A 25,773-nucleotide genomic window follows, 5' to 3' on the forward strand; every position below is an offset into this window, starting at 1 on the left:
GGTAAGAACTTGTATCCGGCTTGCGTTACAAAACTCTACAATTTCAAAGTCATATACCGATCCAGCATTTGCTACATCCTCAGGTGCAGCGGCAAAAAGGATAGCCCAATGATACCTGAGATTGGTCACTTTGCACTCATCCTAGCGCTGGCACTCGCGCTGGTGCAATCGGTGTTGCCCATTTGGGGCGCGGCGCGCAACGATGGCGCGTGGATGCATAGCGCACAGTGGTCTGCACTGGGTCAGGTATTGTTTGTCGGTACCGCCTTTGCGGCGTTGATGACAAGTTTTGTACGCAGTGACTTCACCGTTGTGAATGTTGTGGAGAACTCACATTCGTTGAAGCCAATGTTGTTCAAAATTGCTGGCACCTGGGGCAGTCACGAAGGTTCATTGCTCCTTTGGGTATTAATTCTGGCAGTGTTTGGCGCCCTAGTTGCATTGTTTGCAGGAAATGTCGCTGAACACACCAAAGCCCGAACACTATCGGTTCAAGCTTGGATCAGCGTTGGTTTCCTGACTTTCATGCTTCTCACGTCGAACCCGTTTGACCGTGTGTACCCCGCTCCGATAGACGGACAAGATTTGAACCCACTTTTGCAAGATGTGGGGCTCGCGATGCATCCGCCACTCCTCTATCTTGGTTACGTCGGGTTTTCGATCGTATTTTCGTTTGCTGTCGCCGCTTTGATCGAGGGACGGGTGGACGTGGCTTGGGCACGATGGGTTAGACCCTGGACGCTCGCCGCATGGGTTTTTCTGACCGCGGGGATCGCGCTCGGGTCGTGGTGGGCTTATTACGAACTGGGGTGGGGAGGTTGGTGGTTCTGGGACCCGGTTGAGAATGTCAGTTTCATGCCTTGGCTGATGGGGACCGCTTTGTTGCACTCGGCCATTGTTACGGAGAAGCGAGGTGCATTCAAAAGCTGGACCATATTGCTGGCCATTTTGACATTTTCCTTGTCCCTATTAGGGACATTCATCGTTCGATCTGGGCTGTTAACGTCTGTCCACGCCTTTGCTGTGGATCCTGAACGAGGTCTTTATATTCTCGGGTTGTTGGCTGTTTCAATTGGCGGATCTTTTTCCCTTTATGCATGGCGAGCGCCTTCCATGGAGGGCGGTGGTTTGTTCAAACCGTTCAGCCGAGAAGGCGGATTGCTTTTCAACAACCTAATCCTTGCAACCGCCACCGGCACTGTCCTTTTCGGAACACTCTATCCGTTATTTTATGAGGCCGTGACTGGCGGGCAGAAACTTTCCGTTGGACCACCATTTTTCAATGCAGCGTTTATCCCGATGATGCTGCCCTTGGTGTTTGTCATGGGGCTGGGGCCATTCCTATCATGGAAGCGAACATCTGCAGGCGATTTAGCAGGACGGGTCAAGTATGTAGGTCTACTGGCAATTGGTTTCGGTTTGGTCGCTTGGTATGTTGCACGCGGTGGCCCGGTGCTTGGCTATCTGTCGCTTGCGCTCGCATCATGGTTATTGCTGGCTACAGTGCGTGAATGGATGCTGCGCATAAGGCTTTTCGACGTTCCGTTGATAGAGGCGATGCACCGCGCGAGGGGCCTGCCTCGGGCTGCATATGGCATGTCGCTGGCTCACGCTGGCTTAGCTATCGCGATCTTTGGGTTTGTCGGTTCAAGCGTCTGGAAATCTGAGCAGATCCTGTTTGTCACACCAGGAAGTAACATTCAGATCGCCGGATTTGACGTTACCTTTTCAGGAGCTGAGCAAATCAGAGGCCCGAACTACATCGCTGATCGTGGTGCATTAGTTGTTAAACGAAATGGTCAGAAAGTGACAACGCTTTATCCCGAGCGGCGCTTCTATCCTATCGCGCAAAGCACGACCACCGAAAGTGCGATACGCTCTACCCTAGCTGGTGATCTCTATGCGTCGCTTTCCGAACCGGCCTCAGAACAAGCCGAGGCAAAAGGCGCTTGGACGCTACGTATCCTTTACGAACCCTTGGTGAATTTCATTTGGCTCGGATCGGCCTTGCTGGTTGTCGGTGGCTTGGTCTCATTAAGCGACAGGCGGTTGCGGGTCGGAGCACCAAAAAACCGTAAGCTTCGCGCCCTGCCAATGTCAGCGGAGTAAAAAATGATCCGATTTCTTGCATTCGCTCCGCTCTTGATCGCATTGGTTTTCGGCATATTCTTTCTTTGGGGGCTGAATCCAAACCGCGATCCGAACGCAATTCCATCTGTTTTAATTTCACAACCAGCCCCAGACTTTTCCCTTGAGCCAGTGCCGGGAATACAGGTTCCAGGCCTGTCGCGAGCGGATCTGGAGGGGACTAACGGACCGGTCATCGTGAACGTATTTGCGTCCTGGTGTGTGCCCTGCCGTGCAGAGCACAAAGTATTGACCGCCTTTGCTAAAAATGAAGGTCACACGCTTTTTGGCATCAATTACAAAGACAAACCAGACGACGCCGCACGTTGGTTAAATGATCTAGGCAATCCCTATGAACGTATCGGCTCTGACTTTACCGGCCGAGCCGGGATCGAGTGGGGGATTTCTGGTGTTCCAGAGACCTTCATCGTCGGCGGGGATGGCACCGTTCTATATCGCTATGTGGGACCGGTCGTAGGGGAGCAGGCAGTTGCGACCTTCCGTGCCGCTCTCTCTGCCGCGATTGCGTCATCAAAGGAACCAGCTTTATGAAACGCCTGCTTCTTTGCCTAACCCTTAGCCTCGTTTTGACAGCACCGGTTGAGGCAGTCGAGCCAGACGAAATCCTGGCAAACCCTGAATTAGAGGCGCGAGCTCGCGAAGTTTCAAAGGTACTACGATGCGTTGTTTGCCAAAACCAAGATATCGATAGTTCCAATGCTGGCGTCGCGCGTGACCTGCGACTTCTGGTGCGCGAAAGGCTTGCTGCGGGCGACAGCAACGATGAAGTCATGGACTTTGTTCGCGCGCGCTATGGTGACTATGTTTTAATGTCACCACCACTAACACCCACCACCTATGCTCTGTGGTTCACTCCATTTTTTCTGGCTGCACTTTCACTTTTGGCGTTTTTTATGGTGATGCGTCGGAGGCGGTCGGCACATCCCGTAGAGCCTCTTACGGCCGATGAAGAACAGCAGGTCGTTCATTTCCTAAACAGCAAAAATCAAGGAAACGCGGAATGATCTGGCTCTTCATTGTCGTATTAACGTCGATTGCGATTGGCGTACTAGCTATGTCTTTGCGCGCCAGAAACTATCTGGAGCAGGGCTCGGATAGTACCGCTGCCATCTATGCCGACCAGTTGGCAGAACTTGAACGCGATGTCGCCAAAGGAATGGTCTCAGAGCTTGATGCCAAAGCCGCGCGCACGGAAATCAAACGTAATATTTTGCGTCAGACGCAAGCGGGTAGCAGTGCTCTGCATAGTTCAAAAAGGGTCAGTCGGTTTGGCATTGGCATTGCCATGCTTTTTGTACCCGTCGTTGCTGTCGGATATTATACGCAATTCGGCAACCCCGCCCTGTCCAACATAACCTTGGCTGAGCAACGTGAAACACGTGAGGAACGGTCGCAGGTAGTCGCGCTCACTGAGCAGTTGAAAACACGATTGGAGACCGATTCCGTGGGCGGTCCAAACGAAGGTTGGTTGCTTCTGGGGCAGACCTATATGCGTTTGGGGCAATTCGCAGATGCTGTAGATGCTTTCAGTTTCGTTTCTACGCGCCCCGACGCGGCGTCCTCTACGTTTTCGATGCTTACTGAAGCTTTGGTCGCGCAAGAAAATGGGATAATGACACCCGCTGCACAAGCAGCGATTGATAAAGCGGCTGTGCTCGATCCGACCAATCCCGCGGTCACATATTATCGGGCGCTGTCTCTGCAACAATCAGGGCAATCGGCAGAAGCCCATAAATTGATAGTCGCCCGCCTTGAGGCAGCAGATGGTTTTTACCCCTGGATGGAAACTCTTGTCGCGCAAGCCAATCAGATCGGGGCCGGGATCGGACGCGCTCCGCTTTCTTTGGAGCAGTTTGCGCCGATGCTGGCAGGGCGGGGACCAAGCGCAGAGGAAGTCGCCGCTGCAGAAGATATGAGTGCCGAAGAGAGGGCCAAGTTTATCCAGTCGATGGTTCAAAGGTTGGCCGATCGTCTGGCTGAGGAACCTGACGATCTTGACGGCTGGCTACGATTGGGCCGTGCCTACACCGTACTGGGTGACGAAAAATCGGCTAAGGCAGCTTATCACAAAGCCTCCAAGCTATCGGTTGCATTATCTGCAAGTGACCCAAGAAAGTCGCTTGCCGACAACGCGCTAAACGCACTTGGTCAGTAATCGTTAGCGTGCGGTAAGGTTGCTGAGCCGCGCACGCAATTCCGAAAGCCTGGCTGCTTCCAATGCATCAAGCACCGCAGAAGTTCCTAGAATCTCGGGAAGTATAATCCCATCAGGAGCGCCAGGTCCGTAGACCGCATTGAACGGGATACCAAAGCGGTTGTTGGACTGAAGGTAACGGGCAATCTTCTCATTTGGCCGTGTCCAATCCGCTTGCATAGCGATGACACCATCTGCATTCAGAGCAGAAGATACAGTTTCTTTTTCTAGGATGAGAACCTTATTAGCCTTGCAGGTCACACACCAGTCAGCTGTGACATCCACAAAGACGACATGTCCGCGCGACACATGTCGAGCGATATCAGCACGGTCAAAGGGGATCCAATTCAATGAAGAGGATTCGTTCGCCGCAATTTCTACGTCAGAGGAATGGAGAGCAGAAACAACAATTAGAGCCAAGGATAGGGTAGGGAGCGTCGCGAGGATCAGACCGCGACCGTATCTCCGACTGCTGGCAAAAAGTGCGACGATTATCGCGCTAGCAAGCAAGGTCACCGATGCAGCCGATAGGCCTGCAACACCAATCATTACCCAGGTCAGCCAAGCCACTGTTCCGACCAACAGGAGAGCCAAAATTCTTCGAACCCAGACCATCCATTGACCCGGTTTCGGCAGGGCGGTCGCAAAGCCAGGTCGTGCAGCCATGGTCAAATATGGAAGCGCTAACCCCAAGCCAAGCGAGGTGAAAATCACCGCGATGTCCAGATTGCTTCCCGTTAGTGCAAACGCGACTGCCGTTCCCAAGAATGGAGCCGAGCAGGGTGTAGCAAGCATGGCGGTAAAGAATCCGGTGAACACGTCACCAAAATGAGTAGAACCTCCCGCTCTGACCATTCGCGTCTGTAGGGCCGCCGGTAGAGAAATCTCGAATGCGCCAAACAGATTCCCGATGAATACCATCAATAATGTTATGAGGACGAACAGGAAGAATGGGTTTTGAAACTGGATACCCCAACCAACTTTCACACCAATATATTTCAATGTGATTAGCAAACCAGCCAAGAGCCACATGAACAACATGACTCCAACCGTCGTCGCCAGTAGACCCGCTCGAGTTTGGGCTTGAGACTGCCCTGCACTGGTGACAAGCGAAGAGACCTTGATCGCCAACACAGGCAAAACACAGGGCATGACATTCAGTATCAGCCCTCCAACAAGTGCGATCGTTGCAAACCAAGCCAAAGTGCCAATTGTGCGACCCTGAGCGGATGACGCATTTGGTATCGCAGGGGGAGCTTCAAGGCGTTCAGGCCTCACACGAAAAGAGCCGTGCATTTGATCAGTGACTGTCAAAGAAAGAGCCGCTGGCTCCGGCCCAACAGCATTTATCGGAAAGCGGGCCCAAAGTAACTTGCCGCCATTGTTCATTCTAAACTCGGGTTTTCCGAAGGTCGTACCGTCTCCAAATTCTGGGAAAATGTCCGGCTCAAGGAACGCCTTGGATGCGGTGAGTTCAGCTATTAGCTCGGTTTGATCCGGGTCGATGTAGACTTTTGTCGACAAAACGTCTCGCGGCATTTCTTGCGCTGGAACTGTCGCGAGTGCCTCGGCAATTTTCTTGGCCGATATGTCATCCAAACCGCTCCCTTGCGGAAGTGCATGGCTTAGGTTCACTTTCGCTGGGACACAAATGTCTGAGCAGATGAGCAATTCGAGTTCGAGCTCGAACAACACCTCAGAACCGGGTGTTTCCAGAGAGAACTCAAGTGGAAAAACAACCTGCGTTTCATAGCCGAAATTTTCTATTCCAAAGGCCGTGAAGCGTTTGGGGGCTGGCCAAAGTTGCCGTACGTCGGCCAGGTTCGATGAACCTTCCCAATTGAACTGAGGCGGCACACCGACTTCGCCTGGTGAACGCCAATAGGTTTTCCATCCGGGTTGCAGATCAAGTACCAGGCCGCCTGATAAGGTGCGAACTCCCGAAGCGACGCCATCCTGAGCGATGACTAGTTGCGCCGAGAACGCTGGAGTTTTTTGAACGTCACTTCGAGCCGCACCGACTACCGCTGCGCTTCCTACCAAAAGAAGTAAGCCAAGAATCCCAATACTGATAAGCTCAAAAGCGCGTTGCAACATGTTGTGATTACTTTCCCACGACGTGGAAACCACTTCGACCGTCTTCGCAGGTGATTTTATGAACGCCAGTTTCCGAAACATCCAAAATACGACAACCGGGCAAATCTGAAATCACGATTGATGAAGACGAACTTAACGCCCTTTGGACACCGGTATCAGGGAGGCAGGCACAGCCACCGAGAAACAGGCATAATGCGGTGCGGGAAAACCGACGCATCCCTCCTAGCTTTTAGCCGAGATGCGTTCAGGCTCCAATTCGGCGATCTCATTGCTAGTTTCCGTTTTGGTTTTAGCGTTCCCGTGGCATGATCGTCCCATAAAGGCGAACATGGCGACGTGTACACCGATACAGAGCGCAATCGGGGCGAAGACCCCAAAGTTGTTAGACAGTCCTGTCAGAGTGCCACCAGCTATAAAATAACCAGCAACCGGGATCAGCATAATCGCGCAGCATATCACCATGCCTGCATGCATTACACCAAAGCCTTTTTTCGCCGCCTTCTCTATCGATTCAGCCATAAAAATCTCCGTCGCTTTTTGGGTTTATGACGACTTCTAGCCCGTTCAAGTCAAGAATACATTTCGCGACATTTGATGACAGTGGGTTCCCAACCCTTTGATTTTCAGGCTATTACTTTTATTCAGTGTGGAGTTTGGAAATGAAAAATTTAACGCGCAGACACTTTGTTGTTGGATCGGCGACACTGTTTTCGGCACCCTTGAGTGGGCCTGTTTTTGCTGCTCCGACTTCTCCTCGGCATATGTGGGACAAATGGGATGCCCAAATCACACCAGCTGGGTATATCCCTGCCACCTCCAATCCATGGGGTATCCATAACCGTTTTCTTCCGGTGCGGGTTGAAGCTAAGGAGGGTCTTGTTCCAGGCGACATCCACGTAGATGCCGTTGGAAGATATCTCTACCATATTGAGCCTGAAGGCGATACCGCCATGCGTTACGGCGTGGCTATCGCTCGGGGGTCATTATACGAGCCGGGAACTTATACTATCCGTCGCAAGGTTAAATGGCCGACATGGCGCCCAACAGACGCCATGATAAAACGTGACCCTGAACTTTATGAGCAACATGCGGAAGGTATGGATGCCGGTCCAAACAATCCTCTGGGCTCGCGCGCTCTATATCTCTACGTTGGAAATCGGGATACATACTTGCGTATTCACGGATCTCCTCAGCCAAGATCTATTGGCGGACGCGCAAGTTCAGGGTGCGTAAGGATGATCATGGCACATATCAACGATCTGTACCCAAACGTGAATACTGGCAATACCGCTTATCTTTACCCGCCAGAGAAAGTCATCGGCGGGTAGTCTTAGTCTTATTTCGGCGTTGCTGGAGGTGTTAGCTGGCAGCCTGGCAGATCGGGTTACCCTTTGGCGTTCTCAAAGGTAACCAGGTATCTTCAACCGGTCCATTGTGGAGGTACCAGAAGCAACTGTCATTTGCATCGAGCCGCACTTTGTCGAGGTTTTGGTAAGGTGCTGCGAGTTCACGAACGGGTTCTGGTAACTCTCGAAAGGCGCCGTCTTTATCGAGCGCTGAGTTTGAAACGCAGCCGGTTAAGATTAGTGCTCCGGATGCAATCGCAACTGCTTTCTTTGGCGTTTTGTTTTTAGTCATGTAGTCTCGTTGCTTTCAATTGGAGAAGCAGGATAGCCCGCATTTTCGAGAACATTAATCCATGTTTCGTTTGCTAATCCAGATTTGATCTCTGCTGTTTTTGAGGCAAGTTCTGTTTTTACAATTGCAATGGGATCCTCGGTCAGAACTGCTTGCTCAATGGCAGATACACAATGACCACAGCTCATGTTCGGTATTAATAGCTTCAATTTACTACTCCTTTTTTTACCTAATGCGGCTTCCAGTAGGGGGAAGGTCAAGGCTGAATTGAATGAGTTTTCAATGAGGTGGAGAGAAAATATCAACTGACGACAAAAAATTGAATTGAAGTCTTGAGCTTCTAGTTACTGGAAGCCCTATGTATCTGTCAGGTTCAAAAGAGGCTGATCGTTATGGTTAAAAAAACGCAAGTTACAATGAGTATTGAAGGAATGTCCTGTGCCTCTTGTGTAGGGCGGGTCGAAAAAACTCTGGCAGCTCTAGAAGGGTTTTCCGACGTTTCGGTTAACCTCGCTTCAGAGGAGGCCCGAGTAACTGTAGAGCGTCCCGAACTCTTGATTGCAGCAACGCAAGCACTCAAAGATTTGGGCTACCCTGCACGAACCTCCCAAGTCACATTGAATATCGCATCTATGTCCTGTGCATCTTGTGTGGGTCGTGTCGATAAGGCTTTGGCAGAAGTGTCCGGTGTCTTGTCTGTTACGGTTAATCTTGCGGCGGAGACCGCAGTGGTTACGTACATAGACGGTGCCGCAACAATTGCAGATTTATTGTCTGCGTCTTCAGGAATTGGCTACCCGGCGGAGGTTGCTGAATCGAATACCAGCCAGTCTCGGATGGAACGAAAAGAAGAAGAAGCTAGCGATTTGCGACAAGGCGTATTAATCGCCGCTGCTCTAACCCTTCCGGTCTTCGTATTGGAAATGGGCGCACACTTAGTGCCAGGCTTTCACATGGTCATTGAAAAAACCATCGGAACGCAGACCTCATGGCTCATTCAATTCGTTTTGGCTTCAGTCGTTCTCTTTGGACCGGGCAGGCACTTTTTCACGAAGGGTATTCCAGCGTTACTTCGTGGCGCGCCAGACATGAATAGCCTTGTTGCCGTCGGGACAGGTGCCGCATGGAGTTATTCTGTCGTGGCTACGTTTTTACCAAGTCTGTTGCCCGATGGAGTGCGAGCCGTCTATTTTGAAGCAGCCGCTGTGATCGTTGTTCTCATACTTATCGGCCGCTGGCTAGAAGCGCGGGCGAAAGGACGAACCGGTGCCGCAATCCAAGCGCTTCTAGGTCTTCAAGTGCGTACAGCTCGCGTTCTTAAAGACGGTAAATCTGTCGAGGTTGACGTCGATGCGCTGGCCGAGGGGGATACAATTCTTGTTCGTCCGGGTGAACGGCTTCCAGTTGACGGCGTCGTCGTTGACGGTTCCAGCAATGTCGACGAAAGTATGATTACAGGTGAACCTGTTCCGGTTCAAAAAATCGCTGGAACTAGTGTCACCGGCGGCACTGTCAACGGTAGTGGAAGTCTGACCTTCCGTGCATCACGTGTAGGCGCAGATACGACCCTCTCGCAGATCATCCGAATGGTCGAAGAAGCACAGGGTGCCAAGCTGCCCATACAAGGTTTGGTTGATCGGGTTACTTTGTGGTTTGTTCCAGCAGTGATGGCTTTGGCTGGCCTCACAGTTGTCGTCTGGCTCGCATTTGGTCCCGACCCTGCATTGACCTTTGCATTGGTTGCAGGTGTGTCTGTGCTGATCATTGCCTGTCCGTGTGCCATGGGGCTGGCAACACCTACGTCAATAATGGTGGGCACTGGTCGGGCAGCAGAAATGGGTGTTCTGTTTCGCAAGGGTGATGCTCTTCAGCAACTCGCAGAAGTTGATGTTATCGCGCTGGACAAGACAGGTACGGTAACGGAAGGCAAGCCGACTTTGACAGATGTTATCGTAGCCGAAGGCTTTGAACGCCAAATGGTTCTTGGTTTGATTGCAGCGGTTGAGGAACGGTCTGAACACCCAATTGCCGAGGCTATTGTTCGTGGCGCTCAGGATGCTGGAATAACCGTTCCCTCAGCCTCGGGCTTTAGATCTGTGACTGGTTACGGTGTCGCAGCTCAGGTTGAGGGACACGAAGTAATGGTTGGCGCTGATCGTTATATGATTAGGGAAGGTGTAGACATTGCAGCCCTTATCGAAGACGAAAGGGATCTGGCAGGGCGTGGGCGCACTGCACTTTTTGCAGCCGTCGATGGAAACCTTGCGGCGGTTATTGCGGTGGCGGATCCAGTTAAAACTTCGAGCCATGCAGCAATTTCCGCACTGCACAATCGGGGCTTCCAAGTGGCTATGATCACGGGAGACAAGCAGGAAACCGCAGAAGCCATCGCACGCGAGACCGGGATTGATCATGTGATCGCGGGTGTTCTCCCGGATGGCAAGGTAGCTGCTCTGGAAAATCTAAGCGCGAATGGCCGCAAAGTCGCGTTTGTCGGCGACGGCATCAATGATGCACCTGCGCTCGCTCATGCCGACGTTGGGATAGCAATTGGTACAGGAACCGATGTCGCGATAGAAAGTGCCGATGTTGTATTGATGTCCGGTGATCTGCGAGGGGTGGTTAATGCGGTCGAGGTTTCGAAACGCACGATGTCAAATATCCGCCAGAACCTCGTATGGGCATTTGGCTACAATGTTGCGTTGATTCCGGTTGCGGCAGGAGTGCTGTATCCCGCATTTGGGCTTCTTTTGTCGCCGGTATTCGCGGCTGGCGCAATGGCACTATCGTCGGTTTCGGTGCTTACCAATGCCCTGCGCCTTCGCGGTATAGTTCCGGCCATGAATGAGCAAGCGAGAGAACGAGCCTTTCGTCCAGAAACTCAGGCGCATCCAGCTGAATAGGAGACTATGAAATGAATATTGGCATGGTATCAGAACGCTCGGGTCTTCCATCCAAAACTATCCGTTACTACGAAGACATCGGTCTAGTCCGACCACTACGTGGGGATAATGGCTACCGGGATTTTCGCGAGACAGATCTGCACAAACTGGCATTTCTAGGGCGCGCTCGGGCGCTTGGGTTTTCCATAGAGGACTGTCGAACACTCCTCAGTCTCTATGAAGATGAAAGCAGAGAAAGTTCGCAAGTTAAGGCGGTGGCCGAAGAACATTTAAAGGCAATAGATGGGAAGATCTTACAGCTTCAAGCGATGCGCACGACGCTGTCGCACTTGGTAGAGTCCTGCCATGGTGACAACCGGCCGGATTGCCCGATTTTGGACGATTTGGCGGACGGATCGACTGAGCCATAGTTGGTAAGCATATAGCCTAATTACGAGTGATTTGGTGTGAGTGCGGTGGTTGAGCGTACTGGCTTAGATCATTTAGTCGACGTTCTGCTCAGGAATTGTATGCAATTGGGTAAACATTCAAAGAATTGAAATAACGGGATGCAAAGAACTGAATGGACAGGTTATGAAGTATTTAACCTTTGTTGTGTTGCTCTTTTTCAAGGCGACAAGTGCATTTGCCTCAGAAACCATAACGTTTGATGGTTCTTGGAAAGAGCAAGGCTTTTTGCGGCTCTTTTCCAACGATTATCTGCAGCGTGGACGTAAACTTGATGTGATTTCTGACGACACTGTTTCAGTGTTGTGGAAGCCCTTGAATTCGTCTCTCCACTCTGTCGAGACCGCCAGTTGGCTTTGGCGTGTAACGGAAGGCGTTGTCCCAACAGATCTTACAGTCAAGGGAGGAGATGATCGGAACTTAGCGATCTATTTTGTCTTTGTTGATGTGGATCGGGTCAATCGCCTAACCAATCGAAACGCAAGAAGGATCCTCCGAGAGGATAGTGCTCGTGCTGTGGTATACGTATGGGGGGGAGAACATAGGGAAGGTGCAATTCTTCCGAGCCCTTACTCACCACAACTGCGCTCAAAGGTTCTGCGTGTTGCAAAAGTTGGAGAGTATTCAGAGAGCGTAGATTTATTGAGTGACTTTCGACAGGCATTTAGTGCCGAGCCTGGGGCGCTGATTGGGCTAGCCGTTTCCGCCGACAGCGACGACACAAATGGTTCCATTTTCGCATCAATCGAGGATCTTAAGTTTAAGTAGTGAAACGGGAAACCAAGCACATTCTGAAAGTTAAGTGGTTGCAGCCGATGGCTTTGGCAAACCCATCAATAAAAAGCGAAGGGTTATTTGGTAATCGCCGCGCCATGATCTGACAAAGGAAGGCTGAGCGATTTGAAGCGCATGGCCTGAACTTGATTGGTATGTGACGTAGCCCCAGTCATTGCCGTGTCCTCCCCGCTGAAAATACTCCGTCCTTGGCCTACACCATTTGTTGTTTCAAACATCGCGTCATCGGCCAGACTTGCGAAAAACGCCAACACTGGTGACAGACCTAAGCTCGATCATGTTTGCGAAAAACGTAAAGTTTGTAACGAACACATCGCCAACGTACGGCAAGAATCACCGGTAAGCGCATTTCCAGATCGCCCAGTTTTCTTGATCCTATCACCTAACCAGCCTTGCGCTGAGCACCAAAAATCCAGCTTTCCACCCACTCTTTTCAAAGTTTTTTTGCTCGAAAACCCGTTTGCGAAAAACGCCGCTTTGGGCCGCGCCTTTTTTGCTATCTTCCCGACCACATTGAAGAATTACGATTGATGTGGGTTTGCGAAAAATCGAATAAAGTCGTGTAATTTCAATGTATTGCCTTGGGTGCTCCGCAAGGCCCCTCTTTTCGAAACTGAATGTTCATGCTATGTTCTGTGCGGCGGAGGGGATTTCTCAGCCGCCAAATCACCGCAGATTGTTTGGTCTGAAACACGGTTTTCGTGAACGCAATTGCTTTGCCTGAAGGAGGATGAATATGCCTAGTCAGCAGCTCCAAGAGAGTTGGCCACGTACGGCATTTGCCAAGATCTCTGATTATTTGGAGTTCCTTGCAGACGAGAACGACTTGCCTGCGCTGCCGTCGGCAAACGGACGGGACGGGGAGAACATCGGGGATTTTGAAATCTTCCATAATGGAGAGATGGATTTGAGGCTCTTCATTCTGGTGCTTCTTCTCAGCCGTGCAATCTCCAAGATGCCTCGAGATATCTTCCGGGATAAAGCCGTCACATGCATCCGGACAGATCTGCCTTTAGATGACTGCTTCAAAGCGCTGACAATCCTCGCCCCGAGAGGCAAAAGGATAAGAAGCGGTCGCTACGGTATGCGAGACTCAAGCGACAGTATTTACCTACGCCAAATCGACTGCACCACAAGTACTGAGCGCAACAATGAGGAGCTCAAATCTCTCTTCGCACGAAGGGAACCAATCATTTTGGTTTTAGAACAAACTGGTGAGCCAAAGGATCTTCTCCCACAGTGTTCCTTCGATGTCATTGAGCTTCAACCCGTCACCCGTGAGATCGTCGGCATAACGCTTGCATTCGAATACCCAGGCCGCGATCAAAATGCACTTGGTGATGCACTGCGTCAATTACCTGAAGACAATGATCTTACGGGTCTGTCTTTTGATGATTTGATCATGGCGTTCCGCGCGGAAACTGCATTGGACGCTATTAATCAGATCAACACTCTGCTCCAAGATTTAGACGCAGATGCTCCATTCCAAAAAACTGTCAACGCGGATGAGATCGCAGAGGCCGTTGTGCCGCTCGATGAGCTCGTCGGGCTTGGCTCCGCTAAAACTGCAGCCCAGGACATTGTGGTTGCGTTAGAGGCCTACCGGGAGGGCCGTTTGGATTGGCAAGATATTCCACGAGGGCTTCTCCTTGTTGGCGATCCGGGAACTGGAAAGACTGAGCTTGCGCGGGCCATGTCGCAAACCGCAGGCCTCTCTTTTGAAGCGGCATCATATTCCGAATGGCAGCGTGGAAATCATCTCGGATCCTTTCTGAAGGCCATGTCTGACTCATTTGAGAGCGCCCAGGCAAAAGCACCCTGCATTTTGTTCATAGATGAGTTGGACGGTTTCCAACAAGACTTGCTGGGTACGAACTCAAGCTACGATCAAAAGGCGACCAAAGGCTTGCTTGAGCAGCTAGACGGTATCCGTGGACGTGAAGGAATAGTGGTAATTGCCGCTGCCAATCGGCTTGGGGCCATTCCAGCATCAATTCGTCGTGCCGGACGGTTTGATGACGTTGTGAACATTCCATTGCCAAGCTTGGCCGACCTGGCGGTGATCACGCGCCAGCATTTGAGGCCTTCTGAACGCGATATCGATGTTGAAACATGTGCGGTTCATGCTGTTGGCAAGACCGGTGCAGACTGTGCTGCGGCGATACGCAAGGGGCGCGCTGCTGCTCGACGGTCAAGTCGACCGCTTAGGACAGAGGACATCACGCGCGCGTTGATTGGTGAGCTTATGGGCTACCCAGAGGATGTCCGTTTTCGGATGGCAGTCCATGAATGTGGGCATGCTTTTGCGGCAAACGCATTTCCAGAGCTGTCGGTCGAATACGTCTGTGCATACCCGCAGAGCGCGAAATGCAACGTATCTGGGCAGCTGCCCATCCACACCACCGAAACCCTACACAGAGATCGCGTCATATGGGCGGCGGGGCGCGTTGCTGAAACTCTAATCTGTGGGTCTCCGTCCAGTGGAGCTGGAGGCGACCATAGGTCTGACCTGGGCCGGATCATGTTCTCGGCGGCCAATGAAATCGGTGCATACGGGTTGGGACAAAACGGGCCCCTTTGGTTGGGTGCCAGCTACTCAGACAATCTGTTCAAGGTCGTCGCGCGCAATCATCAACGCGAAGTCGCGGAACTCGTGTCGAGAGCCGAGGCAGCGGCGCGACAGCTGCTCGAACCGATGGTGCCCCAAATTGTCACTGCAGCCGAAGAGCTCATGAAATCAGGTGTACTGGCTGGTGATCGTCTCGCCAGCCTGCTGTCAAACGATAAGTCACCTACGCCCTTTTTCTGACAAATAGGCAGGAGGCTAATCTGTAATTCAAACCAATGAAGGTCAATCAAATCTCAATCGGAGGAGAATAATATGAACGATAGATTGGTGTTAAATGAGATCGACTACGCCCTAGATATCTTACGAGATATTGTTGAGGTGAAGCGTTCCAAAAATCTTGGCTATGCTCCGACCATTCATAAATGGATCACAGTCAAAACTGGAGCGCGTGTTGCGTTGTGGGGCCAGGTCACGGGTCATCCGGAACGCATTGAGCAAGACGTCATGACCTCCCCTTTGTTCTACATAGATCCCGAAGCCGGCTATGCGAGAACGAGGTCTCGTTGGTACTGGTTGGGCAAGCCGCTACGCGATGAAAATGATCAGTCCCACGAAGCAATGGTTTTTGGGCCGGATAGCGTCGAAGTGCCTTTGGAAGAGGCGATTTCCGATACTAGGATGATCCCCAGTTTGTTGCTCATCCAAGTTGAAATCCTCGGCGACGAACACAGGAGCGAGAGGGTGAGGGAAATTCAGAAGCAGTGGTTGAAATGATTACGTGTTTTATCAGGGCTTCGTATTTCGCTTGGTTGCGAAAAAACTGTTGTCTCAAAGTACAACGCCCGCAGGGTACGCTATTGTAATCGATCCTCGATGAGTTTCTCAGCGTCCGCGAGTAGATAAACGTTTAAGAACTCTCGCCCTTTTGCATTGAAGAACCCAGTTCCCGATCTCTTTAAAACAGATGTAACTTTCCTATTCGAAACGCCAAGTCTCGCCGCAATCACCTTTGACGTGGTAAATCGCGCGTGGAACGCTACCGCGTCGCTTTCAGTTATGTAGAGGCCTATGCGTGCGGTGCGCGGGTTAAATAGTTCAGTTGCCGGCGTGAATCCGCCGCGTATCAGCTGTTTCAGCGAACCCGAATTGTGGAGTCCTAAACTCCTTTCGAATTCAGCCACAGTAGGCGATTTTGGACCAATTGCGTTTTGCAATGCCTTTGCATCTGCGCTCGAGACGTGGATTGCGGCGTAACCCTGGCAATCTCGCATCAAACCCACCTTGATCTCACCATTTTGCGCACGATCGAACAATAATTTTAGGTCGATGCGCCTGCGCGTTGCCGCTGTGTGTATGTGTTCCCAGCCGTCATCCTCCGAATTGATGCTAATTACAGACGAAGTAAGTTTCTCGCGTAGGTATTTTGCGTCGTCCAGATCCCACGGTTTACGAGTGATTTGGGGATCAAAACGAGGCGACAGTATCTTGTTGCTTACCAAAAACCCGAGTTGGTCTTTCGTGCAGCCCAAAGCCTTTCGGAATTCTATTTCACGGACACAGCGCTTTAATACCACAGCCAAATCGACAAGCTTATGGGCTTCGAATGTTGCTCTCGCATCAGAACGTGTGTCGTTTTCTGCGACTATACCTTCGCCAACGAGTAAGCCCCTTAACAGTGATGAAGAAATGTTAAGCTCTTTAGCTGCAGTTGTAATGGAATGTAGTTTTCTCGATTTAACCAATTTGCCTAGCAATTTCGTATTTGCCGCGTAAGGCCAAGTGTCCAGAAGGGCGTTCCTTTGAAGTGTTCTCAAACGATCATACCGCCTGTCATGGACGGAGTTAAAAGCGAGCCAATTGTACAAGTGTCTGGATGTCTTTTTCCCCTTGTTACTTGGCGGACCCATCGAGTTTAACACGATTGCGACCAGAGCCTTGGTAATCGAGGCTTTACCTTTCGCGGCAATTTCAAACCCGACTGATCTGGCTGTGATTTTTAGACTATTTGTTTCGCTCGTGACTTCTGTTGCTTCAGTATAATCTTGTCCCAGCAGTTCGCAGAACCGAGCAGCTACATCCACTTGGAACCGTCCCAAAAAAGTGTCGTCTGTATTTGTTTTAAGGCGATTAATCAGCCAGGTGTCATAGCTCGTTACGTCGACGGGCTCAGGGTCTAATTGCTCGCTTTGTATTTTCGGCCAAATCTCCTTCAGATTTGTAGCGTAATCGTAACGATTTGTCCGGTTGGTTTCGTTCCAGAGCGCAACAAGCGGCCGCTTGTGGTCGTGGCAAATTTTGACATGTTCGAATTGCCACTCACCACGCATGACCATCTGGCTTGAGGGTGGTTTGGCACTATCTTGCACGTCCTCGCGTAAACACTGTGGGCAACCTCTTATTTTAGGATTGATCAGAGAACGAGAGATGACCTCGTCTCCGCGAAATTGCATTCTTACGCCTTCTCTGGGAGATGGAGACCATGAGACCAACTCATCTAGCGAGTTCTGGGACAGATCAAATAGCTCGCTGACCTTCTTGAGAACTTGAAGGTCCTTATTGAATAGACCCTTTTGAGAAAGACTAACTTCAGTGGCGAATTGAGAAACAGATAGGCCACGCAGTGCTGCGGTGCGCGACACCAACGATAAAACCGTTTCTCTGGGTTTAGGGGTAGGTTTGATGAAATGTGGGTATGCCAAGTTTAGTCTCAATCGTTTGCCAGGAGTCGGCTAGTTACTCAGACCTGGATCCCAGATCTCTGCACCATAATAGAACTACGATCTGGCCATCTCTATACTGAAACCGTGTCGGTAGTGTTATGGTTTGCTATTCTTCGTAATGCTGCCCGAGCACGCTTGCGAATAATATTGATTTAGCCGCTTCCTGCGGCACCTATTCGGCCTCTTTGGTATTCTACCGACCGAAAAAGCCGCATTTTTGAGGCGTTTTTAGTTAGTTAAGCAGCGCGACATTGTTGCGAAAAATATTGTTGGCTTTCCCGTCCGGGAAATGAACCCCTTGCGAAAAATATAAGTGCTTTTTTTTCAAGGATTTCAAAACCATAGGTTTCGCAAAAATTTTTGGCCCATGCTAAATTGCCCTTGAAAATTCGATTCGAATATGGCTTTCAATACGGACCAATTCGAACCAAATTTTTCGCAATTCAAAATGAAAGGAGCGACCAAAGTGCAATAGCAACTTCAAGCCAAAAATTGGAGCTTGAAACGAGACGGACCGACTGTTGGAGCAGCCGGCCCTCGTTGATCCAATCAGATTGACAGGAATCAATACTCACTAAATGGGATAGCCGATGGGCATTTCTCATTCAATACTTCTTTGCTGTTGGGTTTTGAATTTTCTCCGATTTGGAGAGACGCAACAAGCTTTCCTGTCTTAGCAACTAATTCGGACAGTAGGCCGAGCCGTGTCGAGTGTATTTTTTACGTTCGAACAAAGCGACAGCGGCCATTGTCCTCAAAAGCGACTCGAAAGCGATTGCTTTCGAGAAAGGAAAAATCATGCCCACGCCGTTGGAATGGGACACAGCGTCTCCGAAGCTGCCAAAACAACCACCCTTAGTAATAGGTGAAATCAGGGGAGTCTTACCGTATTCTGGTCATCGAAACCCGATGAGTTTGAGTTCGGTGGCGAAACGAATTTCCATGACGATTGCCACCAGAGCCACGAAGGGTCAGCCAAAGCTCTATCACTTTGAATCTGCAGCGGAAATGGCTACTGCACTGGATTGTCTCCGATCTCCACGCTTGTTCGGCCTTGAGGTTCAGCTACCGCCTTTCCCGTACAAGCTACCGTCTGGCAGGTGGCAAGATCACTATATGGATGAAGTCATTACATTTGATGACGGATTTCGAAGAGCAGTTTTTGTGAGGAATGAGGAGAGCCTAAAGAAACCTCAAACGCGGGAAGAAATAGCGGCTATTCGCGAAGCGCTTCCTTTGGAAATCGCTGACGACATGGTTGTAGTTAACGGCAACCAATACACAAAAGTGTGGCGCGATAACCTTCGCCGCGTTTGGAAAGCTCTCCAACGACCTGATCCAGACGTCGACTCTTACGTTCTTGATCGCGTCAACAATTCAAACTTCTGGTTATTGCGAGAGCTGATAGCCAACTGTGATTTACCAAAGAGCGAAGTTTATCAGTCGACACTTCGCCTAATAGGACGTGACCAAATAAAAGCCAACTGGCGCTGCGTGTTTGACTATACGTCACGAATTAGGAGGGTTTCATGAGTAGGAAAGCTCTCTACCGAGTCCCAGTTGGATCTTCCTTGATATTGGCGCAATGCGATTGGCGTGTTGTCGATAAGGACGATGAAGGTTTCGCCGTTGTGAGTGAAGAAACCGGAGAATTTACGGTTCTAACGTTTGAACGTGTAAATCAAGCAATCAGGGACAACGATTGCAAAGTGCTGACGCCGAAGCAATTTGAGCGGCAAAAAAGAATTGAAACATACATGGGTGGGAAGCGTTTCATTGAACAATTTCCCGAGCAAAACCAAAGAGATGCGCGAGCAAAGCTTGGCATATTGCTGGCGATGGCGGAGATAGAAACCGAACTTGGCGAACTTACTGCGTGTAAACTGAACCGACCGGATATCAGGAGCAAGTTACAGAACAAAGCTTGCGAAATAGCCGACGACAAAAAGCTTCTAGACAACACACGGCTAGGAAAGGGCAATCTGATGAATGTCCTTTCCAAAGGGCGAACACTGCTAGATTGGAGAAAGAAATACGAAGAGTACGGATGCGATCCTCTGGTTTTGATTCAACGAGATCACATGAAGGGGCCTACGAAAGGCCAATTAACAAGACTTTCTGGTGAGCAAGAACGGTTTATTGCCTATCTTCTCGACCGATTGTTGGAACAGCGAAAACCAAAAATCAAAACTACGTACGAGGCGTCGAAGGCCGCATTCAAACTAAGGCCGGAAGAGCATTTGCGAGGTTTTGCATTTCCATCGCTAACCACAATTTATTCCAGATGGAATGCAATACCGGCGGCGGTAAAGTCAGCCGCTCAAGATGGTAAGAGATTTGCTCGCAATAGGTTTGGAGCTGGTTCAACTGACGTAAGAGCGCTGCAATACGGTGAAGACTGCCGCACCGACCAGTGCTTGTTGTCGTTTTTTACTGATAGCAAGGGGGCACTAATGGCCAGAGCGCTTCCGGCTGACCAGGAGGATTCAGAACAGGCTCCAAATGAAGTGCGGCGGTTGTGGCTCTTGTACATTTTCGATGTCGCGACGAGCAAGATTATCGCGTGGATTTTAGCGGAAGCACCGCATAGCGATCATCAAAAAGCATTACTGAGAATGGCAATGATGAGTAAAGAACGCGTAAAACAGCGCTACGGCTGTGAACAAGAGCCACCAGCACCGGTTGTTCCAACATTAGTCGTATCGGATAATGGTGTGGCAACACGCAATGCAGATGTGATGGGTCGCCAATTGGGGCTTGGAATAGACCATGAACTCGGCCGCACTTACCATTCCACCGATAATTCCTTTGGAGAGCGCCCTTTCGGAACTATCGAGTTTGGTGTTCTGAACTTTGAAGAAGGGTATACCGGTAATCGGCCTGACGCGCTCAATGACTATGACGGTAAAGCGCAAGCAAATCTTACGCCAGATGAGCTTATGGGTATCCTGTCACGATACTTCATTGACGAATATCCATTTGCTCCGAACTGGGGAACTGGAATGTTTGGAGCTACACCTCAGCAGAAGTTCGAAGAGGCAGTTGAGAAATACGGTGGTATCGAAGCCCCAAATCCTGAAGACATTCGGCTGCATTTAGGTGAAACGAAGCGGCTCAAAGTGAACTCAGAGGGAGTGCGCTTTATGGGCATTCCATACAACTCAACTCAATTACAAAGCTATTTTAAAGGTAGCTTTGGCAAAGTGAACGTTCACCTCAATCCTGACGACATACGATATGTTTCGATCACCATCGAAGGAGAAACAGAGGTTCTTGAAGCTGAACTCCGAATGACAATCTTGGCAGACCTTACTCTTTATGAGGCTTTGCAGGTTATGAGGGATGCCGCTGAAGCAAATCCTGAGAAAAAGGCGCTTCACCAGAAACACCTCGAAGATGCCAAACGACTACGGGTCCAGCGGTCTGGCTTCTTTCCGGATTCAGACCTGCCAAGCTCGTACGAGCGCATGGAACAATGCGAACGCATTGCGGAACACTTGATGAGCGTAGAATACATCAATTTGGAGAGAAACCCGGAACCGGGACTAAATTTGATGGATCGCGGCCCTGAAACTGAAATCCAAACTCACCCAAAAGTTGACGGTGACGCGAACCCTCCGACTGAATCAGCGGCAGATAAGTCCGGCCGTATTTTTCCTCCACTGAAGAAGAGCAAATTATGAGCGAGTTTGTTATTCCGGAAGTGCGTGACCTAGCCAGGACTGTTGTGGAACAACATTTTGCACTACCTCGAGCAGCAGAATTGAAAAACACTTTCTCAAAGTTGTTTAGCTATCATCTAGGATGCCTGGAGAGCGGGGCGCGGTTTGAAACTTCAAGCATCTTGGTGACAGGGCGATCTCGCGCCGGAAAAACCAAGGAAATCAGAAATTTGTTATCGCAATTCAATCAAAGCCAAGCGATGCTTCCAACCGGAGAACCCGCGAGATTTGTGGAATGTGTGCTTAGCGGAAAGGGTACTTGGAAGGATCTCGGGAGAGATACCGCTCGGGCTATTGGCTACCCATTGGGGGAGAATTCGAGACTAACTCAAGCCGAAATTTGGAACGTAGTGGTCAGAGAGGCCAAGTTGTCGGGTGTCATAGGGATTCACTATGACGAGACACAACATATTTTTTTCACGTCCAGTGAAAAGGAGCGGCTAACAATACTTGATTCATTCAAGACACTAATGAAATCCCACGAGTGGCCACTCATGTTGATTTTCTCTGGGGTTCCTGAACTTACCAACTTCCTGAAACAAGAGCAGCAGCTCTTCAATCTCGTGCATCAAGTGCCATTCAACGACATTTCGCTACCCGATGACCTTGAAACCGTACATGAAATTGTTTGTAGTTTTGCGATGCTGGGCAACGCCGAAGTGGAAGAAAAGCTTCGAACGCAAAACTTTTATGAAAGGTTAGTTGCCGGTTCTGCGTACCGATGGGGTCTCGTCTGTGTGCTCGTGGTCGACGCAATATCAGAGGCTAAAATCCGATCAGACACACATCTGCGTTTAGAACATTTCGTGGACTCGTGGGTAGCAAAAACGAGTATGTCTAAGGCTGCAAGTCCGTATTTTCATAGCAACTTCAAAGCTGCATATCGCATTGATCACCCATTTATTGAAAAGCTCAGTTGAGCGGAATTTTCTTTTGAGTGACTACAGAATCCGCGTCTTTGACGCGGTTTTTTTACGTGGCATCCCAGCGCATTCGTGAAAATTTCTTGGGTGTGCAGTTATTTGCTGTGACGCGTAATGATTTGGTTTTTTGGTGAAATGAACATTTTGTAAGTAATTGATTTAAATGGTATAATTTCGACTTCTTCGGTTGACGAAATCGTTGCTGCGCACACTATTCGTGTGTTTTGCACCTTCAATCACTCTAACCGTTCGCAGCGGTGGCTTTGACTTCACTGCAGCTGGCTGCTGACGGCATTCACTGGTAATTTGTCACAACATTGATTTTATTGATGTATCCAATTGAGTAGTGAGTGACCAAAGAGGCCATGAGATGAAGAAGCTTTCACGCCGCGCTGTATTGCTGGGTGCTGGTGGATTGGCAGGATGGGGATTATCGGGTTTGTTTAGGCCGGATTTGCCTACGTATGCAGGGGCAAATCGGATCGAGGCACCGACCGGAGCGAAGATATTAAACGACGCGAGCGGGCTTTCGGCCACACCAATCCATCAACACCTGCGAGTCGCTGATAGTGATGATGCACTGATTGAACGAATACGGCAGGAACTGCTGGACGCCAGAGAGGTCGGGAGGCCTGTGAATGTGGGGGCTGCTCGGCATTCAATGGGAGGGCAGGCGATCCCGCGGAATGGAACTGCAATTACTTTTGATAACGCGGGCGTTGACGTCGATTCCGAAAATCGAACCTTTCGTGCCCATGCTGGTGCACGCTGGTCAGATGTGATTGCTGCTTTAGATCCACTCGGCTGGTCTCCCAAAGTGATGCAGTCCAATAACGACTTTGGGGTTGCCGCGACTTATTCCGTTAATGCGCACGGCTGGCCCGTGCCATTTGGACCAATGGGAACAACGGTGCGGTCGTTGCGGATGGTGTTGCCATCGGGTGATCTTGTGACTTGTTCTCCTACTCAGAACGCGGATCTGTTCAATCTGGGCATGGGTGGATACGGGCTCATTGGGGTGATTGTCGACATGGAAGTGGAGATGGTTAGAAATACGCGTTTGATCCCAAGCTTTGATGTTATGGAGACGCGGAAGTTCGCAGAGAATTTCGAGACAGCAATCAAAGACCCAGCAGTGACCATGGCCTATGGTCGTCTGAACGTGGAACGCGAGTCCTTTTTTCAGAAGGCTTTGCTGGTGACCTATCGTGGTACCGATGATCAATCAGATATCCCGGCTGCATCAGGGTCCGGTTGGATGTCGCGCGCGGCTAGTCGTATTTATCGGGCGCAATTGGGCAATGAGACGTTCAAGTCATTCCGGTGGTGGAATGAAACAAGTGTCGGCCCAGCCCTGGGTGGTGGTGAGGTCACTCGAAACTCTTTGATCAATGAACCTGTGGTCACACTCGATGATCGTGATCCTGACCGGACTGACATTTTACATGAGTATTTCGTTGGATTAGACGCCTTCGATCGCTTTGTCACAGCGTGCCAGGAAGTGATCCCGGCCTCTTATCAAGAATTTCTCAATGTAACTCTTCGGTATGTGGCGCAGGATGATCAATCTGTGTTGTCTTTTGCCAAGGAGCCAAGAATTGCGGCAGTGATGTCATTTAGCCAAGAGATGACACACCGAGCCGAGGCGGATCACACTCGCATGACCCGTGAATTAATTGACCGCGTTGTTGACATTGGGGGGGCTTATTACCTGCCTTACAGGCCCCATGCGACTTTGGATCAATTGACGAGAGCATACCCCAAAGCGGCGGCATTTGCGGCTGCAAAACGGGATGTGGATAGGGATCTCGTTCTACGTAATAATCTTTGGGATCAATATCTGGGGCGGCTATGAGCAATCTTCAAAAATTGTGTTTTGGGTATTTCGTGGCGCTAATGATTGCAGCCTCGATCAATTATATTCCGGGTCTGACAGATGAGAGCGGCTTGGCCTTCGGCATCTTTGCTTTGGATATCTATGATGATTCCTTGCATGTGGCCTCTGCGCTATGGGCGCTGATCGCGGGGCTAAGATCTTATCACGCGGCACGCATGTTCCTGATTTTGTTTGGTCTGGCGTATCTCGGTGACGGTGTCTTTGGGATCTTCACTGGCTACGGGTTCTTGGATCTTGGCATATTCACCAACGAATCTCTGGGGACTGATTGGTCGCTGTCGCGCTTCTTGGCGAACCTTCCGCACCTCGCATTGGGCGGCATTGGCGTGCTGGCCGGATTTCGCAGCAGCCGAGAAATCGCGTGAGACTTTTGTGTCGATACTTCAAGCGCTTGTTGCTTGTCATTGTGATTTGCATTATCGGCCTTCTGTCGCCCATCGCTTATGTTGAAACGATGTGTCGAGGCTCTGGCGAGCCCACCCCTTACACATCGCTCATAGCGCCAGACCATCATCGCACAGAGACGCGTACGCTGATGACTTACCCCGAGTGGCACATCGTGCACGCCTATGATGACTATGGGCGGGTTATCTCTTCTGGCGACCCTCATGAGTTCGGGTTTTTGCGCGCCATCGGTGGGTTTTGGTCGTCCCTATGCACATTGAGTGCTGATGCAAGTTCCATGGGCGAAGTTGATGGGGCTACCAAACAAATGGTCTACGTCATCGGCGTGAGTTTCACGGCGGAATTGCTATTGAAGGCAGCATATGAGGAAACCTTCGGCAGACTCACAGCGATCTTGCGAGGCACTGAGAGGTCTCCTCTCGACAGATTGTCGGCGGAGCAGGCAGTGGATTACGCTAGGTTTTTGCAGCAGGTTCCTTGGTATAAATGGAAATTTACCGAAGACCGGGAGGCTTTGGCGGCGCAATCTTCCGGTGTGTTACGCGATCACGAGAGACGTTTCGCGCTTGGAATCGAATATGCAGCCAAAGCAGCCTACGCAGGCGTTATCGCAGATGCGGTGGCGCAGGTTGGGGCGGATGCGCTCACCCTGCGCATGATAGTCCGGGATATGGATCGCGGAGATCTGGAGACCATTGACGGTGTCTCAATCGTGACTGAAAGACCCGAAGGCCTTGAGATAGAGACGCCTCGATACAGGGTGCTAACCCACATTTTGCAGGACGTGGCACTTAAGGGGGCGACCTTCGTCGAAATCGCTGGCAATGATGATATTCTATTCACGGCGATCTCTGAAAACGCATCAATGGCGGGCGCCGTTTTTAGCCGTCCGCGGCAGGGGGCATCGGATTATCGACATCTCGTGGTGGTAAAGGTCGATCAACTCGCAGAACGCATACGTGTGATGAATGCGGAGGGGCAACAGCTGGAGCATATCCATGACTATTAAGTCATTTGCGTTTCTCATCCCTTGTCTGATCGCAGTCTGGATCGGGATTTTGTCGCTTGTCGCTGTGTCTACGGATGAAGCACCTGCCTATGTGGTTTTGTTTCCGACACATGATTTTATGAAAGCCTTACCGAATGGGACATCTATTCTGGCGGCTTCGGGTTACAGCGTCACTTTGGTATCTGAAGAATCAGGATTTGCGCGGTCTCTGTATCAACAAGGTGCAACCATAGTCCTTCCTGCGGGCTTGCAAGGGTGTTTGGGTTCACAGAAGAAGGTGACCTAGTCTTCGGTGTTTGGCACAAT

At 50.4% G+C, this 25,773-nt stretch carries 22 protein-coding genes; 17 read left to right on the top strand and 5 right to left on the bottom strand.

Annotated features, from left to right (window positions below):
• Positions 1-108 precede the first annotated feature (108 nt).
• From M0D42_RS14925 to ccmI, 4 genes are read left to right on the top strand one after another with little or no spacing between them, the layout of a single operon-like run.
• A complete protein-coding gene (locus M0D42_RS14925) occupies positions 109-2,109 on the top strand; it encodes a heme lyase CcmF/NrfE family subunit (RefSeq protein ID WP_265019394.1) in 2,001 nt (666 codons plus the stop codon).
• A gap of 3 nt (positions 2,110-2,112) precedes the next feature.
• On the top strand, positions 2,113-2,679 hold the full coding sequence (locus M0D42_RS14930) for a DsbE family thiol:disulfide interchange protein (RefSeq protein WP_265019395.1): 567 nt from the start codon (positions 2,113-2,115) through the stop codon (positions 2,677-2,679).
• Positions 2,676-3,152, top strand: a complete 477-nt coding sequence (locus M0D42_RS14935; protein WP_265019396.1) for a cytochrome c-type biogenesis protein — start codon at positions 2,676-2,678, stop codon at positions 3,150-3,152. Before M0D42_RS14930 ends, M0D42_RS14935 begins: the two co-directional genes overlap by 4 nt.
• Positions 3,149-4,303: a c-type cytochrome biogenesis protein CcmI gene (ccmI, locus tag M0D42_RS14940; protein ID WP_265019397.1), complete on the top strand. Its 1,155-nt coding sequence runs from the start codon at positions 3,149-3,151 to the stop codon at positions 4,301-4,303. Before M0D42_RS14935 ends, ccmI begins: the two co-directional genes overlap by 4 nt.
• 3 nt (positions 4,304-4,306) lie before the next feature.
• Here the strand turns inward: ccmI and M0D42_RS14945 are convergent, their stop codons facing one another.
• A complete protein-coding gene (locus M0D42_RS14945) occupies positions 4,307-6,439 on the bottom strand; it encodes a protein-disulfide reductase DsbD family protein (protein ID WP_265019398.1) in 2,133 nt (710 codons plus the stop codon).
• Positions 6,440-6,661: 222 nt separating this feature from the next.
• Positions 6,662-6,958, bottom strand: coding sequence for a DUF2933 domain-containing protein (locus tag M0D42_RS14950; protein ID WP_265019399.1), 297 nt, complete (start codon positions 6,956-6,958; stop codon positions 6,662-6,664).
• 140 nt (positions 6,959-7,098) lie between these two features.
• Here M0D42_RS14950 and M0D42_RS14955 point away from each other — a divergent pair, with 140 nt between their 5' ends.
• Positions 7,099-7,767, top strand: a complete 669-nt coding sequence (locus tag M0D42_RS14955; protein WP_265019400.1) for a L,D-transpeptidase — start codon at positions 7,099-7,101, stop codon at positions 7,765-7,767.
• Positions 7,768-7,798: 31 nt separating this feature from the next.
• Here the strand turns inward: M0D42_RS14955 and M0D42_RS14960 are convergent, their stop codons facing one another.
• Positions 7,799-8,077, bottom strand: coding sequence for a hypothetical protein (locus tag M0D42_RS14960; protein ID WP_265019401.1), 279 nt, complete (start codon positions 8,075-8,077; stop codon positions 7,799-7,801).
• Positions 8,074-8,286, bottom strand: a complete 213-nt coding sequence (locus M0D42_RS14965; RefSeq protein ID WP_265019402.1) for a heavy-metal-associated domain-containing protein — start codon at positions 8,284-8,286, stop codon at positions 8,074-8,076. The genes M0D42_RS14960 and M0D42_RS14965 overlap by 4 nt, the downstream gene beginning before the upstream one ends.
• 183 nt (positions 8,287-8,469) lie before the next feature.
• Between M0D42_RS14965 and M0D42_RS14970 the strand changes: the two genes are divergently transcribed.
• The 5 genes from M0D42_RS14970 (at position 8,470) to M0D42_RS14990 (ending at position 15,565) form a co-directional block, all read left to right on the top strand.
• Complete coding sequence (locus M0D42_RS14970; protein ID WP_265019403.1) at positions 8,470-10,980, top strand: heavy metal translocating P-type ATPase; 2,511 nt, start codon at positions 8,470-8,472, stop codon at positions 10,978-10,980.
• 11 nt (positions 10,981-10,991) lie between these two features.
• Positions 10,992-11,390, top strand: coding sequence for a Cu(I)-responsive transcriptional regulator (cueR, locus tag M0D42_RS14975; RefSeq protein ID WP_265019404.1), 399 nt, complete (start codon positions 10,992-10,994; stop codon positions 11,388-11,390).
• A gap of 163 nt (positions 11,391-11,553) precedes the next feature.
• Complete coding sequence (locus M0D42_RS14980; RefSeq protein ID WP_265019405.1) at positions 11,554-12,195, top strand: DUF3047 domain-containing protein; 642 nt, start codon at positions 11,554-11,556, stop codon at positions 12,193-12,195.
• A 763-nt stretch (positions 12,196-12,958) separates the two neighbouring features.
• Complete coding sequence (locus M0D42_RS14985; RefSeq protein ID WP_265019406.1) at positions 12,959-15,031, top strand: AAA family ATPase; 2,073 nt, start codon at positions 12,959-12,961, stop codon at positions 15,029-15,031.
• A 72-nt stretch (positions 15,032-15,103) separates the two neighbouring features.
• Positions 15,104-15,565, top strand: coding sequence for a DUF6634 family protein (locus tag M0D42_RS14990; protein WP_265019407.1), 462 nt, complete (start codon positions 15,104-15,106; stop codon positions 15,563-15,565).
• Between the two features lie 80 nt (positions 15,566-15,645).
• Here the strand turns inward: M0D42_RS14990 and M0D42_RS14995 are convergent, their stop codons facing one another.
• Entirely contained in the window at positions 15,646-17,490 is a 1,845-nt protein-coding gene (locus M0D42_RS14995) for a TniQ family protein (protein ID WP_265019408.1), read from the bottom strand.
• Between the two features lie 732 nt (positions 17,491-18,222).
• Between M0D42_RS14995 and M0D42_RS15000 the strand changes: the two genes are divergently transcribed.
• From M0D42_RS15000 to M0D42_RS15030, 7 genes are all read left to right on the top strand, one after another.
• Positions 18,223-19,044 carry a hypothetical protein gene (locus tag M0D42_RS15000; RefSeq protein ID WP_265019409.1) on the top strand — a complete coding sequence of 274 codons (822 nt, stop codon included), beginning with the start codon at positions 18,223-18,225 and terminating at the stop codon, positions 19,042-19,044.
• Entirely contained in the window at positions 19,041-21,194 is a 2,154-nt protein-coding gene (locus tag M0D42_RS15005; RefSeq protein ID WP_265019410.1) for a hypothetical protein, read from the top strand. The genes M0D42_RS15000 and M0D42_RS15005 overlap by 4 nt, the downstream gene beginning before the upstream one ends.
• Positions 21,191-22,153 (top strand): ATP-binding protein, encoded by a 963-nt coding sequence (locus tag M0D42_RS15010; protein ID WP_265019411.1) that lies wholly within the window; start codon positions 21,191-21,193, stop codon positions 22,151-22,153. The genes M0D42_RS15005 and M0D42_RS15010 overlap by 4 nt, the downstream gene beginning before the upstream one ends.
• A gap of 373 nt (positions 22,154-22,526) precedes the next feature.
• Positions 22,527-24,011: an FAD-binding oxidoreductase gene (locus M0D42_RS15015; protein WP_265019412.1), complete on the top strand. Its 1,485-nt coding sequence runs from the start codon at positions 22,527-22,529 to the stop codon at positions 24,009-24,011.
• Positions 24,008-24,418 (top strand): DUF4383 domain-containing protein, encoded by a 411-nt coding sequence (locus tag M0D42_RS15020; protein WP_265019413.1) that lies wholly within the window; start codon positions 24,008-24,010, stop codon positions 24,416-24,418. The genes M0D42_RS15015 and M0D42_RS15020 overlap by 4 nt, the downstream gene beginning before the upstream one ends.
• 170 nt (positions 24,419-24,588) lie before the next feature.
• Positions 24,589-25,467: a hypothetical protein gene (locus tag M0D42_RS15025; protein ID WP_330221175.1), complete on the top strand. Its 879-nt coding sequence runs from the start codon at positions 24,589-24,591 to the stop codon at positions 25,465-25,467.
• On the top strand, positions 25,457-25,753 hold the full coding sequence (locus M0D42_RS15030; protein WP_265019415.1) for a hypothetical protein: 297 nt from the start codon (positions 25,457-25,459) through the stop codon (positions 25,751-25,753). Before M0D42_RS15025 ends, M0D42_RS15030 begins: the two co-directional genes overlap by 11 nt.
• Positions 25,754-25,773 lie beyond the last annotated feature (20 nt).

Origin of the sequence: Cognatishimia activa (assembly GCF_026016445.1) — a bacterium.
GTDB lineage: Bacteria > Pseudomonadota > Alphaproteobacteria > Rhodobacterales > Rhodobacteraceae > Cognatishimia > Cognatishimia activa_B.